This is a genomic window from Clostridium sp. D46t1_190503_E9, assembly GCF_015555225.1.
GTDB lineage: Bacteria > Bacillota > Clostridia > Clostridiales > Clostridiaceae > Clostridium.
Map to the genome: position 1 here is coordinate 1 of NZ_JADNKB010000008.1, position 18549 is coordinate 18549.

The following is an 18549-nucleotide window of genomic DNA, read 5'->3' on the forward strand; positions in this document are numbered from 1 at the left end:
ATACCGTCAAAGCCTTGGCTTGGCATAACACCTATTTGCATTATGTTTGAGTTACCTGTATATTGTATAGCACCTGCAAGACCAGATAAAGCACCAGCTATCATCATAGAAATAACTATATTTTTATTAACCGGCATACCTGCATATTCAGCTCCAAATCTATTAAACCCAACAGCCTTTAACTCATATCCTAAAACTGTCTTATTTAATATGAACCAAACTATGAAAACTGCTATCATTGCAATGAAAATACCTAAATTTATATATGATCCTTCAAAAATACTTGATAACCAAGAAGCTCTTAAAGTTGCTGAATCTGCTAACATCTTTGATTCAGTTTCTAAGAATTCACCTTTGAAATATTTTGGAATATTATAATACACTATCCAATAAGCTATCCAGTTCATCATTATTGATGATACAACTTCGTGAACGTTGAATTTAGCTTTTAAAATTCCAGGAACTGTAGCCCATATTGCTCCTCCTAAAATCCCTGCTAATACAACAATAGGAACAAGGATTATTTTAGGTAAATCTAAAGATAGACCTACTGCAATTGAGCAAAATCCTCCAAATAACATTTGGCCCGGTGCTCCAATATTAAATAATCCTGTTTTAAATGCAAAGGCAACTGAAAGTCCTGTTAGCATTAATGGAGTTGCAGTAGCTATAGTGTTACCTATTCTTTCTAGGTTCATTAAACCACCCTTGAATAAAAATTCATATCCTTCAAGAGGATTAAATCCCATAACCGCCATTAATATCGCGCCTGCTATAATTCCTAAAATAACAGCCATAATAGATTTTAAGCCTTGATTTTTTTCCATTAGCTTTCACCTCTCTTTATTCCTGCCATCATTAGTCCAACTTCATTTTCATCTGTTTCTGAGGCATTTACTATTCCTATAAGTTCACCATTATTAACAATCGCAATTCTATCTGAAACATTTAACACTTCATCTAATTCTAGAGATACTAAAAGCACAGCTTTTCCACTATCTCTTTGTTCAACAAGTCTTTTGTGTATGTATTCTATAGACCCTACGTCTAATCCTCTAGTTGGTTGAACAGCTATTAGCAAATCTGGATTTGATTGAATTTCACGTCCAATTACACCTTTTTGCTGATTACCGCCAGATAAAGATCTAGCTATTGATTTCCCACCTTCTCCAGATCGCACATCAAAAGTTTCTATAATGTGATCAGCATATTCAGTAATTTTTGCTTTATTTATAAGTCCATTTTGAGAAAATGGCTTATTTTTGTAAACCTTAAGAACCATATTATCTTCCATAGTATAATCAAGAATAAGTCCTCTTTTATGTCTATCTTCTGGAATATGTGCAATTCCTGCATCAATTCTACTTCTTATTGACGTTTTTGTAATATCCTTTCCATTGAAGAATATCTTACCAGAATCCACATTCCTCATACCTGTTATAGCCTCAACTAGCTCAACTTGCCCATTTCCTTCAACCCCAGCTATACCAACTATTTCACCTTTTCTTACATTTAAAGAAAAATCTTTTAACCCTAGAACTTTTTTATTATTTTTAACAGATAAATTTTCTATCCTTAATACTTCTTCACTTGGAGTTGCTTCTTTCTTATCTACTTTAAATGAAACTTGTCTTCCAACCATCATCTTAGCCATATCAGCTTCAGTAGTTGTTTTAACATCAACTGTTCCTATACATTTACCTCTTCTTATAACTGTACATTTATCTGCTACTGCCTTTATTTCTTTCAGCTTATGTGTAATTAAAATTATTGACTTTCCTTCTTTTATAAGATTTTGCATTATTTTAATTAAGTCATCAATTTCTTGAGGTGTTAAAACGGCTGTTGGTTCGTCAAATATAAGAACTTCAGCGTTTCTATATAACATTTTCAAAATCTCAACACGTTGTTGCATACCAACTGATATATCTTCTATCTTTGCATATGGATCAACATTTAAGCCATAAGTTTTTGATAATTCATCAATTCTTTTAGCAGCACTTTTTATATCTACTGTTAAGAATTTTTTAGGTTCACAACCTAAAATTATATTTTCTGTTACAGTAAAGTTTTCAACTAATTTAAAATGTTGATGAACCATTCCTATTCCTAAATCATTTGCCACATTTGGACTAGAAATCTTAACTTCTTTTCCTTTTATTTTTATTACACCAGCTTCTGGTTGATACATTCCAAAAAGCATTCCCATCAATGTAGATTTCCCTGCACCATTTTCACCTAAAAGAGCATGTACTTCGCCTTTTTTTAGTTGTAATGTTACATTATCATTTGCTACAATCCCTGAAAACTCTTTGCGAATATTAAGCATCTCCACTACATAACTCATGAATTACCCTCCCTATATATCTAATATTTAAAATACTTTTCTATATCTATACAAGCCAATTTATTTATTCTCATCAGTTGTTAAATAAATCCAATTAAAGCTTTATACAAGAAAAAGACGGCACCTCCGTCTTTTTCCATATCATAGGCAATGCAATAAAATACACTAAAATTTATTAAATTACTTTATTAAATCGCCCTTTTCAACTTTTACTGTTATTTCACCATTTTTAATTTTGTTATAAACTTCACCTACTTGCTTAATAGTGTCTTCAGAAAGGTTAGGGTTTTCATTTGGAAGACCCACTCCATCATTTTTAACATCAAATGTTAAAGTTTGACCACCTGGGAATTTTCCTTCTAATTCATCCCTTATTATATCAAAAGTAGCTGTATCTAATTTCTTCATTGCTGAAGTTAAAACTACAGATTTATCATCTTTATATATACCATCAACATATTGATCAACGTCAGCACCAATTACCCATGCTTCTTTACCAGCTGTAGCTCTAACTTTTGCTTCATTTATTACTCCAACTCCAACGTCTCCAGCTGCCACGAATATAGCTTTAACACCATTATCATACATAGTTGCTGCTAATTGTTGTCCTGCTGCTACGTTATCAAATGAACCTTGATAAACTACATTTTCTTCTTTAATACTCATCTTTGTTCCAAGATTTTCATTAGCATACTTAACACCTTGTTGGAATCCCCAGTTAAACTTTTGAACTGAAGGTATCTCCATTCCGCCTATGTATCCTAAGTCACCTTCTTTTAATTGAACTGCTGCTGCAACTCCTACTAAAAATCCAGCTTCTTGTTCAGCAAAATAAACTGCAACTGAATTTTCTCCAACTTTTTCTATCCTATCCGCTCCACTTTTTCCATTGTTAGGAGATCCATCAATTAGCACAAATTTAGCATCACTATATTTTTCTTGTGCTTGGAAAATAGATGTTTCAAATTTAAATCCAGGAGTAACTATAAATTTATATCCTGTATCATAAAGATTTCCAATTTCTTTCATATAATCTGCTTCTGTTGTTCCAGCTGGCTTTAAATAGTTACTGCTAATTTTCAATTCAGATTCTGCCTTTTTAATTCCTTCCCAAGTACCTTGATTAAAGGACTTATCATCAATAGTACCTGCATTAGTAACCATACCTACTTTAACATCATTTACTGCTTTCTCTGATTTGTTTCCACATCCAACTAAACCTGTTATCATAAGTGCTGATAAAGCTAAAGCTATTGCTCTTTTTTTCATTCTAGAAATCCTCCTTAGATTTTTGTAATTTAATATAATTTGTTACTTAATTATTTTAAAAGTTTCTTCATTCGAATTTTCAAAAAGATTATACAATATATAATTCGTTATTACAATAATTTTTATAACATTATTTTTCTTATTACGACATATAACCCTATAAAGAAACCTTTTCAAATATACTTTTTCGATATTTTATTTATTATTTTATATATATTCATTACAAAATACGAATATTAGTATAGAATTCATATTGTAGATCAGATCTTATTTCCAGCACTCGAACTCCTGTAACCACTTATTTTTCAAGCTTTAATTACATCCTCTCAATATAAAATTCAATTTATTTACCACTTACATTAATTAATTTCAAATAATTAATGTACGCATATCCATAAATAGTGTATACTATTATCACTATTTACAAATATTAATCTACTCTATAAAAAAAATTAAATTATATAAAGCTTAATATTATTGCAACTATTATTGCAGGCAATAAATTTGATACTTTAATTTTAGTTATACCTATCATATTAAAACCCAAACCTATAATTAGTAAACTTCCTACTGTCGTTATATTAGTTATAGCTATATTGTTAAGTACATTTGTTAACATGCCAGCAGCTATGGTTATACTCCCTTGATATATAAAGACACTAATTGCTGAAAGTATTACCCCTATACCTAATGTTGATGAAAATATAATAGCACTAATTCCATCTAATATAGACTTTGCTAAAAGTGTACTATAATCATTATTCAATCCACTTTCCAAAGCTCCTACAATGGCCATTGCTCCTACACAAAATAGTAATGTAGATGTAACAAACCCTTCTGAAATAGATATAGTACTTCCATTTTTATTTACTTTTTTTTCTATTCTTTTGCCTAACTTCTCTAGTTTTAAATCTATATCTATTGCCTCACCTATAAAACCACCTAAAGCTATAGAAATAATCATCACAATTGTATTTTCTCCTTTTAATGCTCCCGATATTCCTATATAAATAACACATAACGCTAGTCCACTCATTATAGTACTGCTTATTTTTTCATTAATTTTTTCTTTTACAAAAAGTCCTACTATTGAGCCAACTACTATAGTTAAACTATTAATTATTGTCCCTATCATTTTTATCATCCTCTTCCTCTTACTAAATTCTCAATAATTTTACTATATAAAAATAATTTCACCAACCATTTAAAATAATAAAAATAGGATATGAAATAATTCACATCCTATTTTTCAATTGCTATATAGAATCACTTTTTACTGTTATCTCGCCATTTTTAATTTTGTTATAAACTTCATTTACTTGCTTAATAGTATCTTCAGATAAGTTAGGATTTTCATTTGGAAGACCAATTCCATCATTTTTAACATCAAATGTTAAATTTTGACCACCTGGGAATTTTCCATCTAATTCATCTTTAATTATATCGAAAGTTGCTACATCTACTTTCTTCATAGCTGAAGTTAAGATTATAGATTTATCATCTTTATATATACCATCTTCATATTGGTCAGCATCAACACCTATTATCCATGCTTCTTTACCAGCAATAGCTCTAGATTTTGCCTCATTTATTGCTCCAACACCAACTCCACCAGCTGCTGTAAATATAGCTTTAACACCTTTATCATACATAGTTGCTGCTAATTGTTGTCCTGCCGCTACATTATCAAATGTCCCTTGATAAACTATATTTTCTTCTTTAATACTCATATTTGTTCCAAAGTTATCATTTGCATATTTAACACCTTGTTGGAATCCCCAGCTAAATCTTTGAACTGAAGGTATTTCCATACCACCTATAAATCCTAAATCACCTTCTTTTAATTGAAGTGCTGCTGCAACTCCAACTAAAAATCCACCTTCTTGTTCAGCAAAATTAACTGCAACTGAATTTTCTCCAATCTTTTCTACTCTGTCTTCTCCATTTTTTCCATTGTTTGGTGCTCCATCAATTAGTACAAACTTAGCATCTGGATACTTATCTTGAGCTTGGAAAATAGATGTTTCAAGCTTAAATCCAACAGCTACTATAAATTTATATCCTGTATCATAAAGATTTACAATTTCTTTCATATAATCTGATTCTGTTGTTCCAGCCGGCTTTAAATAGTTACTATTAATTTTCAATTCAGCTTCAGCCTTTTTAATTCCTTCCCAAGTACCTTGATTAAACGACTTGTCATCAATAGTCCCTGCATCAGTAACCATCCCTACTTTAACACCATTTTCTGCTCCTTCTGATTTGTTTCCACATCCAACTAAACCAGTTACCATAAGTGCTGATAAAGCCAAAGCTATTGCTCTTTTCTTCATTCTAAAAATCCTCCTTAGACTTTTGTAATTTAATATTTGTAATTTAACATTTGTAGTTTAATTATTCAAAAGTTGTTTATTCGAACTTTAAAAAAATTATACAATATATAATTCGGTATTACAATAATTTCGTAACATTATTTTCATCATTGCGACATATAACATTATAAACAAACCTTTTCAGACATATTTTAAAACATTTAATTTATATTTTTTTAAATATCATTCAATTGATACGAATATTATTGCACAAACCATTTTCAAGTTCTATTTTGGAATTTAAAATAGAATTTTCTATAAGTACTTATTTCTTAAGCCTTTACAGTATTTTTTCAATATAAAATTCAAATTATTTATCACTTACAATAATTAATCTTTCACAATTAACATACGCATATTAGAAAAATAACGTATGCTATTACCATTATCTAAACAGTATAGTGTAGTTTATAAGCAAACTAAAAGTTTTATTAGGCATAATATTATAATAAATGATATTCCCTACAGTAAATTTTAAATTTCAATTTAGCAATTGCTAAATATCGAAGCTTAATCATATAACTTAGTAAACCTCTACAGCTGAAATATTTTTAGGAATAACTACATATTTAATATCTTTATATTTATATATAAATAGTGATATATAAAAAATAATAGAAATAGGATATGAAATAATCACATCCTATTTCTATTATTCTATAAAATCACTAAATATATTCTTAAAAGCCTCAATATTCATAGGAGATATTCTAACTCTTTTTAATGAGTATACCCCATCAGAAAGACTTGAAATTCCTCCTTCTGTTGTAACAGCTGCTTTTATACCTAATTCCTTTTCTATTTCTATTGTTTCATCATCATATCTACCAACTGGATAACAAATATATTTACTATCTACTCCGACTTTTTCTTTTAATTTTTCAATACCTTCTTTAATTATTGCAATCTTATCTTCCCTTGATATTTGAGTAAATTCTATATGTCTAGAAGTATGATTTTCTATTCCCATGCCACTCGAACTCATTTCTTTTAGCATATTCGAATTCATATACCATCCATCAACATCAGTTTTATCTGTTATTATAAAAAATGTAGCTTTCATATCATGCTGTTTTAATATTCTATATGCATCAGTATAATTATCTGCATATCCATCATCAAATGTTATTGCAACTGGTTTCTCTGGAACTTTACCAGTATTAAACGCCTCTATAACATCGTCAAGTAACATCGGAGTGAATCCTGACTCCTTAAGCCACTTAATTTGTTCATCAAATTGAGAGGTTGGAACAAGTAAAGTATTATTAGGATCACTATCTGATATGGAATGATACATTAATATAGGAATTTTAACTTCATTTACATCTAAAGTTAAATAATTAATTTTGTCATCCTTATTCTCCTCTTCTTTAATTTCTTCCTTTTGAGATTCATCTTCTCCATTTGATATATCTACATCACTTTCTTTGTTCTGAATATCAGTATTTGCAGGCTGTGCTTTACTATCTAATATAAGTTTTCCTCCAAAGCCTATAATTAAAATTATAAATAAGATAGTTATAACCTTTATCGATTTTTTCATTACCATATATCCCCTTTTCTTTGTATATTTCGACTATACATTTTTAGGAATATTTTGTCAACTCCATTTATAATTGTTTCTATTTTTTTAATATTTCCTTATTTTTCTTTAAATTATTGTTAATGATACTTTATTTTTGTATAATTAATCTAAACTAATATTAAGGAGTGTTTTTATTGTTTGGATACGTAACTCCTCTAAAAGCAGAGCTTAAAGTGAAGGACTTTACAAAATTCAGAAGTTATTATTGCGGCTTATGTTTTCAATTAAAAAATAGTGCTGGTAATATACCAAGAATGGTATTAAATTATGATATGACATTTTTAGCAATACTTTTAGATTCTATATCAATTAAAGAACCTAATATTGAAATTAAGCGTTGTATTGCTCACCCAACAGATAAAAAGCCAGTAATTGTTAATAATGATGCATTACATTATGCCGCTGCAATGAACTTAGCACTTTATTATCATAAATTGAAAGATGATATTCAAGATGATAATAATCTTAAAAGTAAAGTATTTGAAAAAATACTTTATCCATACCAAAAGAAAATTAATAAATCTATAGATGATATTAACGATATTATAAGAGTTAATCTTAGAACATTAACTGAATTAGAAAAAAATAAGAATTTCTCATCTATAGATGAAATATGCCATCCATTTAGTGATATAGTTGGAAATATACTAAGATATTATCCTAATGAATTTATTAATGATAGCGAAGCCCTAAGAAATGAATTATATAAACTTGGATATACTTTAGGAAAATGGATATATCTTATAGATGCTTTTGATGATTTAAAGGATGATATAGAAAAGAAAAAATTCAATCCAATAAATTATTTATTTAATGAAGAAAATAAACCATATGAAGAATTAATTCCTTTAATTCAAGGAAGGTTAGATTTTACAATTTTAAATTGTTCATATAATTGTAAAGATATACTTTCAAAATTACCTTTAAAAAGAAATGAAGATATCCTTAAAAACATTTTAGAATTAGGTATGATGGATAAATATGTTGGAATATTAAATAATACTAGAGAAGATAAAAGGAGTGACAAATAAAATGAATCCATATGAAGTACTAGGTTTAAAGCCTGGAGCAACTCAAGAAGAAATAAAAAAGGCCTATAGAAATTTAATAAAACAATATCATCCTGATCAATATGGTGATAATCCATTAAAAGACTTAGCTGAAGAAAAAATGAGAGATATTAATGCTGCTTATGATACACTTACTAAAAATGCTGGAAACTCATATAGCAGTTCAAGCACTAGTAATTCATCATATAACAGCTCAAATAGTTCATCAAACGATAATAGCTATATGTTTTCAGAAATAAGAAGGCTTATTCAAAATGGAAACTTTGCTGAAGCTGAAAATAGACTTAACAGTATGTCTAATAACAGAAATGCTGAATGGAATTTCTTATATGGAATATTGTTAACAAATAAAGGTTGGTTTGATGCAGGTCTAAAGCATATTCAAACAGCTGTAAATATGGATCCTAATAATTTTGAATATAGACAAACTCTAAACTCTCTTCATCAAAGAACTCAATCATATAGCAATAATTATTATAGAACAACTGGATCAAATAATGCTAATGCTTGTGATTGTTGTATAAATCTATGGTGCTTAGATTCAATATGCGAATGTATGGGTGGTGACCTTATAGGTTGTTGTTAGCCCTAACTTCTTAATGGGTGGTGTTTTAAGTTATGAAAGCTAAAGAAATTACTTTAAGCGCTATTTTAGTAGCACTTACTAACATAATTTTATACTTAAATTTGTTGTTACCTATAAGTACAATTAGTATACTTACGTTAGCATCATTATTAATTCCAATTGCGCTAATTAAAGGATCTATTAAAAGTGCTTTCTTTGTATATATTGCTTCATCTATTATTGGTTTCTTTATATTGCCCATAAATATAATTTTACTATATGTTTTATTCTTTGGAATATATGGAATAGTTAAATACTATATTGAAAAGTTAAATAAATTATATTTAGAAATATTTCTTAAGATGATATTTTTTAATATTTCTTTATTTATATCTCTTTTTGTATTTAAGTCATTTACAGCAATAGAATTAACCAAGCTTCCTCTTTGGTTATTATGGATTGTAGCACAACCTATATTCTTAATTTTTGATTATGCATTAACTTTATTAATTTCATTTTATATGCAAAGAATACACAATAAAATTTAAAGTAAATGGTCTAGATTTTATATTAAAATCTAGACCATTGTTATATTTATAAATATTATAATTTCACTAATTTAATATATCAAAAAATATTTCGATAGCACTTTCAATTATCTCTCCTACAGGGGATTCAAAAAATCTTTTCACTTTACTACTTTTCTTTTTATCTTCAATACTATTTTTTATAGTTGCTTTATTTCTTTCTTCTGGTGAAGAATTATAAAAATAAGCTTCCTCATAGGATTTTATTTCTTTAAATAAAATTTTATTTTCACTACCACTCAAAACGTTATCCCCCCAAAGCTTTATAATATTTAAAAACAAAATACAATATATGTAACTTAAAGTATATCATATTTATATTTTTATTCTACTGTTTTAACAAAAGTCTTTTTATAAAATATTATAAATACAGTAATTGTTGTTAATGCTGCAATTATATCTGAAATTGGTTCAGCAAATAATACAGCTTTCAGTTTATTTTCAAATAAAATTGGGAGTATAAATATAAGTGGCACAAGTAAAACTATCTTTCTAAGTAATGCCATAATAAGAGATATTTTAGCTTGCCCTAACGCTAAAAATGTTTGCTGACATGCTATTTGTGCTCCAAACATAAAAATTCCTCCAAAAAATATTCTCATACTCCATGAAGTTATTTCTACAAGCTCTTTTTTATTATTAAATATACCAACGAAAATTTCTGGGAATATCATTAAAGAAGCCCACATAACAAATGTATATATGAGACAACTTGTTAATAATAATTTGAAGGTTCTTTTTACTCTCTCTATATTTTTAGCTCCAAAGTTATAACTTATTATAGGCTGCGCTCCTTGTGATAGTCCTAGTAATGGTAAAGTAACAATTTGCATTATACTGCTCATTATAGTCATAGCTCCAACTGCTAAATCTCCACCATAAAGTTGTAGTTTATTATTCATACTTATCAATACTAAGCTCTCAGTTGATTGCATTATAAATGGCGAAACCCCTAAAGCTACTATTGGTAGTAATACCTTTAATTTAGGAACTAAATAGTTTATTCTTATTTTTAGTATGCTCTTTTTACCAAACAAGAAGGTTAACACCCAAATTGCAGAAACAAACTGTGAAAGTATAGTTGCTAAAGCAGCTCCACTTACGCCCAAGTTAAGTCCAAAAATAAATATAGGATCTAAAACTATGTTTATTACAGCTCCTATTACTACTGTAATCATACCAATTTTAGCAAAACCTTGTGTATTTATGAATGGATTCATTCCAAGAGCTATTTGAACAAATACTGTTCCTATTAAATATATAGTTAAATAATCAACAGCATAGCCTATAGTTGATTCACTAGCTCCAAAAGCCCATAATAAATCTTCTCTAAAAATTAAAAATCCAATTGTACATATTAATCCAATAATTATTAAAGTAGAAAAACTATTACTAATAATCCTTTCAGCACCATCATCATCTTTTCCACCCATTTTTATTGCTGCAAGTGGAGCTCCACCCATACCTATAAGAGCTGAAAATGCTGATATTATCATTATAATAGGGAAAGCTACCCCTACTCCAGCCATAGCAACTTCTCCATTTGCCATTCTTCCTATAAATATTCTATCAACTATGTTGTATAACACATTCACTAATTGTGCTACAATAGCAGGGAGCGCTAAACTTACTAATAGTTTTCCTACAGATCCTTCCCCCAAATTGGTTCTAACTCTAGACATATACTTCTCTCCTTATCGTACCTATATTTATCCTTTCTATAAGTTAATTTTCAAAAATTAACTTATATAATACTTAATTAAGTTATAATTATGATTACTTTTCATTATAACTTATACAATATGATACTACTAAAAAGAGAAACATTAAACCTAATTTTACTTAATACATATAAAATTTACAGTTTAACCATAAACTTTATATTATTTCTTTACCAAATGGCATTAATGATAACTTAGCTAATTTTAATGATTGCTTTGCAAAAGGTATTCCAATTATAGTAATACATAAAAAGAAAGCACTAATTAAATTTGCTATACACATTTCAAATCCACCAAATATAATCCATAATATATTAAGCAATAAATTTAAACCACTATCATTTTTAGTAACAACTTCTTTTCCAAATGGAGCAAATTGTAGACTAGCCATTTTAAAACATTGAAGTCCTATTGGAATTCCTACTATAGTAATGCACCATAATAATCCAAATCCTAGCCATGCTAATGCATTAAAAAGGCCTCCAAATATAATCCAAATTAAATTTCCTAAACAAGACATGCTTGCATCCCCCTTTATTTTAATCCTATATATGATTCAACTGAATTAATGCACAGTTTTCTATAGTATTTATAGAGTTCTCATTGCAATATTTTAATATTTCATCACTTTCAGCACCTGGTTGTATTAGTACATTTTTTATTCCTAATTCTCTTGCTTCTTTTAAAAACTCTATCCCATATTTTGCATTTATACATAAATCAATAGCCTCTATATTATATGGAACCTCTTTTAAATTAGTGTAAATATCTTCCCCACCTTTAGGATGAACTCCACTTACTTTGTATCCTTTTAATTTAAACTTATTTAAAATCTTATTTGCATATTTTGTTTCATTAGAAACATCACCTATAACAACCCAATTTTTAAGTTTCATTAACTCTTCTATATTCATTTCCTTTACCTCCCTTTAAGTTTTATATGATTAATATATCCAATTGTCTCTTTTTCATCAACAAATTTCTAAATATATTTTAGTTCATATAATTTACTATTTTGAGGTTGTTGACTTATATTGTAATAAAATATATAATTGAGTATATTAAAATTATATATTTATTGCATTGATTAGGAGTAGTATTATAAATGTTATTCTTTAGAGAGCTGTTGGTTGCTGAAAAACAGTGTTTAACTTATAAGAACTTGCCTATGAGCTTACTTGTTAAAAGCAAGTACGGGAAACCGTTATATATTTGAGTGAGAAAAATATTATTTTTCTAATAAGAGTGGTACCGCGAATATATCCTTCGTCTCTTAATTGAGATGAAGGGTTTTTTTATATTATTTTTACTTTTAAGGAGGAATTATTGTGGCTAATTATGGAACTTCCATAGATAAAAAATGGCAAGATAAATGGGAAGAAACAAATCTTTATAAATTTGACCCAAATAAGGAAGGAGAAAAACTTTATGTTTTAGAAATGTTCTCTTATCCTTCAGGTAGCCAACTACATGCAGGACATTGGTTTAACTATGGACCTGTTGATTCATGGGCTAGAATGAAAAGAATGCAAGGATATAATGTATTTCAACCAATGGGATTTGATGCATTCGGACTTCCTGCAGAAAACTTTGCAATAAAAACAGGAATTCATCCAAAGGATTCAACTGATAAAAATATAGACACTATGGAAAAACAATTAAAAGCTATGGGAGCTATGTTTAACTGGGATAATGAAGTTATAACATGTAACCCAGACTATTATAAATGGACTCAATGGGTATTCTTAAAATTATATGAAAAAGGATTAGCTTATAGAAAAAAAGCCCCTGTAAATTGGTGTCCATCTTGTAATACAGTTTTAGCTAATGAGCAAGTTCATGAAGGTGCTTGTGAAAGATGTTCAACTGAGGTTACAAAAAAAGATTTAACTCAATGGTTCTTAAAAATAACTGATTACGCTGATGAACTATTAGAAAAACTAGATACTTTAGATTGGCCAGAAAAAACTGTTGCTATGCAAAAACACTGGATTGGTAAATCTACTGGTGCAGAAGTTACGTTTAAGGTTAAAGATTCCGATATAAAATTTGATGTATTTACTACTAGAGTTGATACATTAAATGGTGTAACTTATGTTGTTTTAGCACCTGAAAATCCACTTGTTGATGAACTTACAACTTCAGAATATAAAGAAGATGTTGAAAACTACAAAGAAGAAGCTAAAAAGCAATCTGATATAGAAAGACAATCTTTATCAAGAGAAAAAACTGGTGTATTTACAGGTTCTTATGCTATAAATCCTATAAACAATAAAGAAGTTCCAATTTGGATTGGAGACTATGTTTTATCAACTTACGGAACTGGTGCTGTTATGGCTGTTCCTGCACATGATGAAAGAGATTATGCTTTTGCCACAAAGTTTAATTTACCAATAGAAAAAGTTATAACTAGCAAAAATGGTGATAGTACTGAATTACCTTATTGCGAATATGGAGTGTTAGTTAACTCTGGAGAATTCGATGGATTAACTACTGAAGAAGCTAAAGAAAAGATAGTTGAAAAATTATCATCTATGAATCTTGGTTCTTCAAAAGTTAATTATAGATTAAGAGACTGGTTAGTATCTAGACAAAGATATTGGGGAGCTCCTATTCCTATGATTCACTGTGAGCATTGTGGAACTGTACCTGTACCTGAAGATCAATTGCCAGTAGAACTTCCATACAATGTTGAATTTGCTCCAGATGGAAAATCTCCACTTGCAAAATGTGAAGATTTTATAAATACAACTTGTCCAAAGTGTGGAAAACCAGCTAAAAGAGAAGCTGATACTTTAGATACATTTGTATGCTCATCTTGGTATCAATTAAGATATCCTGATAGCAAAAATAGCGAAAAAGCTTTTGATAAAGATATAGTAAATAAAATGCTTCCAGTAGATAAATACGTAGGTGGACCTGAACATGCTTGTATGCATTTATTATATGCTAGATTCATAACTAAAGCTTTAAGAGATATGGGATATTTAGATTTTGATGAACCATTTAAATCATTAACTCACCAAGGATTAATTCTTGGACCTGATGGATTAAAAATGAGTAAATCAAAAGGAAATACTATTTCTCCAAATGACTATATTTCAGAATATGGTTCAGACGTATTTAGAATGTACCTAATGTTTGGATTTGCTTACATTGAAGGTGGAGCTTGGAGCGATGATGGACTTAAGTCTGTTGCAAGATTTGTAGATAGAATAGAAAGATATCTTGATATAGCTAGAGAAGCCATTGAATCTAATAAAAACAATAAAACTACTTTAGATAAAGCTGAAAAAGAATTAAACTTCTGGTTACATAATGCAATTAAAGGTGTAACTGAAGATGCTGATAAATTCCAATTTAACACTGCAATTGCAAGAATGATGGAATTTGTTAATGCTTTTTCTAAATACTTGCAAGAAGATATTAAGAATTTAGATTTCTTAAAGAAAACTTGCATAGACTTCTTAAAAATTCTAGCACCTTTTGCACCTCATTTTACTGAAGAGCAATGGAGTTTATTTGGATTAGATTTCTCAATATTCAACGAAACTTGGCCAACATATGATCCAAAGGCTTTAGTTAAAGATGAAGTTGAAATAGCTATTCAAGTTAATGGTAAAATTAAAGCAAAAATAAATGTTTCAACTGATTTAGATGAAGAAGGAATTAAAGCTGCTTCTTTAGCTAATGAAAGTATAGTTGCTGCAACTGAAGGCAAGAATATAGTTAAAGTAATAGTTATAAAAGGAAGACTTGTAAATATAGTTGTTAAATAAATTTAATTAATATATCATATCTTAAAAAGGGTAAAGTACTAAATCTACTTTACCCTTTAATTTTATTCCTTTTTATATTCTTTAAAGTTATATATAATAACAATATTGCTAATAAAGTTATAATTAGTCTAAGAAAATTTTCTTCAATATTAATTAAATCATAACTTATTAATGCTTCAAGAGCTATAGATGGTATTTTTCCTAAAAAAGTAGCCGTTATAAATATAAATCCTTTCACATTACTAATAGCTGCTGCAAGAGTAACAAAGCCTGAAGGTATAAATGGTACCAATCTACCTTCAAATATAAGAAACCCTACATTCTTTCCTTCACCATCAACTATTGCTTTTAGTAATCTATGTTTATTTTTAATATTTTCTGCTCCTTTTTTAAATCCTAGTCTATATATTATAAAACTTATATAACCTCCTATAGTTTCTCCAAGTACTGAAATTATAAAACCTTCAAAAGCTCCAAAAAATATAATATTTGCTCCTGTTACAACTATCGATGGCACTACTCCTAATATTGCAATTATTGTACTTATCAATATTGATATAGGAATAGCATACATACTATATTTTTGAAATAATATAATTATGTTATCTAAATTAAACATATTTTAAACCTTAATTTCCGTCCTTAATAAATTTATCTATTATAAATACCATACTGATAGATTTTACAATAAATTTAGTTGTCTCTTTAAAAGCAAATTATAACATCTTTATTAATCTAATGCTACTTTAAAACTTTTTAAGACATCGCTTACTAATTTCTCGTCTAATTGCTTATAATACTCTAAAAGATTTGAATCTTGAAGCGCAATAAATATATTTTTGCTTATTTCCATCCACAGCTCTGGTATATAGACCCATACTATTTCTTCATATTTACAACTTAATAAAAAATGCTCCATTCCCCAAAATAAATATTCCTCTATATTATGCAATTTATTAAATTTAACATAATCATCCACTACTTGTTCTGTAAGTTTATACTCATATATATCTACATAAAAGAAATCAAAGCTTTCACCAGTAACCTTATAAGCATCTTCATTTATTATTTTTATTTTAAGGTTATTTTCAAAATTTGAACAATATAAATCTATTATATCTTTTTCTATTTCATAAACTACAATTTCAGTTACATCTTCTTTTTTCGCTAATTCTTGAACTACATACCCTAATCCTAGGCCAACTACCCCAACTCTTCCTTTTGCATATTTTATAAACATATAAGAGCTTTCTATTTCTAGTGGAGAAATTTTCATCCATATATTATTAGGTCCGTGTAACTCTAAAATATTTAAATCTATATTTTCTTTCTTACTATACATATATCCATTAATGAAATCTTTTTTTTCATTTACTTTCTTTATTTCAAAACTTCCAACTTTCCCCAAAGTTATTAAGTTATTATATTCATTTATTTTGTCTACTAAATAAGTTCTGTCATATGGCTTCAAAATAATACTTCCCTTCTGAATGAATAATAATTAAATTACATATAATAATTTATGTAAAATTTTATTTTCTATAATAAACATTTTCTCCTCAATAAAATTGTTTCTTCTTTAATATACTCATATATTTCAATTAATAACCTATGTAATTAAAAATATTAGCATATTCTATGATTGATATATTCATTTAATAAAATATTAATCCTTTATAATAATTTATATAATTTTATTATTTATATTAATTATTATATTTACAATATATAGTAATGACAATAACTATTTATTAAAATTTACTATATATTGCATTAAAAAACTCTTGATATTTAAATATACTGTGTTATACTAGTGATATAAATTATCATTTAATAATAGAAGGTGAATAATATGGATAAAATAATAATAAGTGAAGAAGCATACAACGAATTTAAATCATTTTTAGATGAAAATGAAGTTGATAACTACAGTATAAGAATTAACTTAGCTGGATTTGGATGTAGTGGTCCTGCTTTCAATATATCTGTTGATGAAGCAAAAGAAGGAGACGTTACTCAAAAAGTTAACGACATTACTTTCGTAGTAGAAGAAAAACTAGTTGATGAATTCGGTGGATTCAAATTACTTTCAACTGACGAAAATGAAGGAAGAGGATTATCTCTTAAACCAGTTATCGAAGTTGAAGGTGGATGTGGATCTTGCGGTGGCGGATGTCACTAATTTAAAAATTGTTATGCTTTAACATAAAGAAAGCTGTATCATTAATTTGATACAGCTTTTTCTATTATATTTTACCAAGCTATTATTTCAGCTCCATCTTCTGTTACTAAAACAGTATATTCCCATTGTGCGGAATATCCACCATCCTCTGTGAAAACAGTCCATTCATCATCTTCATCTACAAATACCTCATAAGTACCTTCATTTAGCATAGGTTCAATTGTAAATATCATTCCTGGAACTAGAACCATTCCTTCTCCTCTTTTGCCATAATGAGCTACAAAAGGATCTTCATGAAACTTTAAGCCTACTCCATGTCCTCCAAAAGCTCTTACAACTGAAAAACCATTTGCTTCTGCATGTTCTTGTATCACAGCTCCTATATCACCTAAGAATCCCCAAGGCTTAACTGCTTCAAATCCCTTATCTAAGCATTCCTTAGCAACTCTAACAAGCTTTGCATCCTCTTTACTTACATTACCTATCATATACATTCTTGATGCATCAGAATAGTATCCATTATAAATAGTTGATACATCTACATTGACTATATCACCATCTTCTAAAACAGTATCTTCACTTGGAATACCATGACATACAACATCATTAATAGACACACAAACACTCTTTGGAAATCCTCCATAGTTTAATGGTGCTGGTATTGCTCCACTATTAACAGTAAGGTCATGAACTATTTTATTTATTTCTTCTGTAGTTATTCCAACCTTAATTTTTTCTTGCACTAAATCTAATACTGCGTTATTTATTTTAGCACTTTCTTTAATTCCTTCTATTTGCTCTTTATTCTTTATTAAATCTCTAGTTGGAACTTCATAACCTCTCAATTTTAAGCTTTCTAATTTTTCATCAAATTCAATATGGCACTTCTTGTACTTTTTGCCACTTCCACACCAACATTGATCATTTCTATTTAAATTCATATTAAACCTCCTAAAAATCGTATAGTTATAATATATGTATTCCATCTTAAATAGTCATTTTATATTATATTTCTACTATAACTAAATGTGGCTTAAATATTAGGAACTTATATTAACTAATACTACTTATT

At 28.2% G+C, this 18549-nt stretch carries 18 protein-coding genes and 1 other annotated feature; of the genes, 5 read left to right on the forward strand and 13 right to left on the reverse strand.

What is annotated here, in order from left to right:
* The 6 genes from I2E83_RS10350 to I2E83_RS10375 form a co-directional block, all read right to left on the reverse strand.
* Positions 1-827: ABC transporter permease (locus I2E83_RS10350; protein ID WP_195429682.1), on the reverse strand; the 827-nt coding region annotated here is incomplete at its 3' end.
* Positions 827-2347, reverse strand: a complete 1521-nt coding sequence (locus I2E83_RS10355; RefSeq protein ID WP_195429683.1) for an ABC transporter ATP-binding protein — start codon at positions 2345-2347, stop codon at positions 827-829. The genes I2E83_RS10350 and I2E83_RS10355, both read right to left, overlap by 1 nt.
* Before the next feature lie 180 nt (positions 2348-2527).
* Positions 2528-3616 (reverse strand): BMP family ABC transporter substrate-binding protein, encoded by a 1089-nt coding sequence (locus I2E83_RS10360; RefSeq protein ID WP_195429684.1) that lies wholly within the window; start codon positions 3614-3616, stop codon positions 2528-2530.
* A 457-nt stretch (positions 3617-4073) separates the two neighbouring features.
* Positions 4074-4751 (reverse strand): DUF554 domain-containing protein, encoded by a 678-nt coding sequence (locus I2E83_RS10365; RefSeq protein ID WP_195429852.1) that lies wholly within the window; start codon positions 4749-4751, stop codon positions 4074-4076.
* A 121-nt stretch (positions 4752-4872) separates the two neighbouring features.
* Entirely contained in the window at positions 4873-5949 is a 1077-nt protein-coding gene (locus tag I2E83_RS10370; protein WP_195264953.1) for a BMP family ABC transporter substrate-binding protein, read from the reverse strand.
* A 691-nt stretch (positions 5950-6640) separates the two neighbouring features.
* Positions 6641-7531 (reverse strand): polysaccharide deacetylase family protein, encoded by an 891-nt coding sequence (locus I2E83_RS10375; RefSeq protein ID WP_195429685.1) that lies wholly within the window; start codon positions 7529-7531, stop codon positions 6641-6643.
* Between the two features lie 176 nt (positions 7532-7707).
* On the opposite strand from I2E83_RS10375, the gene I2E83_RS10380 reads away from it, so the two are divergent.
* Genes I2E83_RS10380 through I2E83_RS10390 form a run of 3 tightly spaced genes read left to right on the forward strand, consistent with a single transcriptional unit; the run spans position 7708 to position 9756 of the window.
* Entirely contained in the window at positions 7708-8604 is an 897-nt protein-coding gene (locus tag I2E83_RS10380; protein ID WP_195264958.1) for a DUF5685 family protein, read from the forward strand.
* Position 8605: 1 nt separating this feature from the next.
* Positions 8606-9229 carry a J domain-containing protein gene (locus tag I2E83_RS10385; protein WP_195429686.1) on the forward strand — a complete coding sequence of 208 codons (624 nt, stop codon included), beginning with the start codon at positions 8606-8608 and terminating at the stop codon, positions 9227-9229.
* A gap of 32 nt (positions 9230-9261) precedes the next feature.
* The gene (locus tag I2E83_RS10390) at positions 9262-9756 is read left to right on the forward strand and encodes a hypothetical protein (RefSeq protein WP_195429687.1); all 495 of its coding nucleotides are present in this window, start codon (positions 9262-9264) and stop codon (positions 9754-9756) included.
* A 66-nt stretch (positions 9757-9822) separates the two neighbouring features.
* On the opposite strand, the gene I2E83_RS10395 is transcribed toward I2E83_RS10390, so the two are convergent.
* From I2E83_RS10395 to I2E83_RS10410, 4 genes are all read right to left on the reverse strand, one after another.
* Entirely contained in the window at positions 9823-10038 is a 216-nt protein-coding gene (locus I2E83_RS10395) for a hypothetical protein (protein WP_195264964.1), read from the reverse strand.
* An 80-nt stretch (positions 10039-10118) separates the two neighbouring features.
* Positions 10119-11477, reverse strand: a complete 1359-nt coding sequence (locus I2E83_RS10400; protein WP_195429688.1) for an MATE family efflux transporter — start codon at positions 11475-11477, stop codon at positions 10119-10121.
* 196 nt (positions 11478-11673) lie between these two features.
* Complete coding sequence (locus I2E83_RS10405) at positions 11674-12036, reverse strand: YccF domain-containing protein (RefSeq protein ID WP_195264968.1); 363 nt, start codon at positions 12034-12036, stop codon at positions 11674-11676.
* Between the two features lie 25 nt (positions 12037-12061).
* Positions 12062-12430, reverse strand: a complete 369-nt coding sequence (locus tag I2E83_RS10410) for a CoA-binding protein (protein WP_195264970.1) — start codon at positions 12428-12430, stop codon at positions 12062-12064.
* Positions 12431-12590: 160 nt separating this feature from the next.
* Positions 12591-12793: a binding site (T-box leader), on the forward strand.
* A 51-nt stretch (positions 12794-12844) separates the two neighbouring features.
* Here I2E83_RS10410 and leuS point away from each other — a divergent pair.
* Positions 12845-15295, forward strand: a complete 2451-nt coding sequence (gene leuS / locus I2E83_RS10415; protein ID WP_195264972.1) for a leucine--tRNA ligase — start codon at positions 12845-12847, stop codon at positions 15293-15295.
* A gap of 49 nt (positions 15296-15344) precedes the next feature.
* On the opposite strand, the gene I2E83_RS10420 is transcribed toward leuS, so the two are convergent.
* Positions 15345-15914 carry a VTT domain-containing protein gene (locus I2E83_RS10420; RefSeq protein WP_195264974.1) on the reverse strand — a complete coding sequence of 190 codons (570 nt, stop codon included), beginning with the start codon at positions 15912-15914 and terminating at the stop codon, positions 15345-15347.
* A gap of 111 nt (positions 15915-16025) precedes the next feature.
* On the reverse strand, positions 16026-16766 hold the full coding sequence (locus tag I2E83_RS10425; RefSeq protein WP_195264977.1) for a hypothetical protein: 741 nt from the start codon (positions 16764-16766) through the stop codon (positions 16026-16028).
* A 381-nt stretch (positions 16767-17147) separates the two neighbouring features.
* Here I2E83_RS10425 and I2E83_RS10430 point away from each other — a divergent pair, with 381 nt between their 5' ends.
* Positions 17148-17477, forward strand: a complete 330-nt coding sequence (locus I2E83_RS10430) for a HesB-like protein (RefSeq protein WP_195264979.1) — start codon at positions 17148-17150, stop codon at positions 17475-17477.
* Between the two features lie 71 nt (positions 17478-17548).
* Here the strand turns inward: I2E83_RS10430 and I2E83_RS10435 are convergent, their stop codons facing one another.
* Entirely contained in the window at positions 17549-18418 is an 870-nt protein-coding gene (locus I2E83_RS10435; protein WP_195429689.1) for a methionyl aminopeptidase, read from the reverse strand.
* Positions 18419-18549 lie beyond the last annotated feature (131 nt).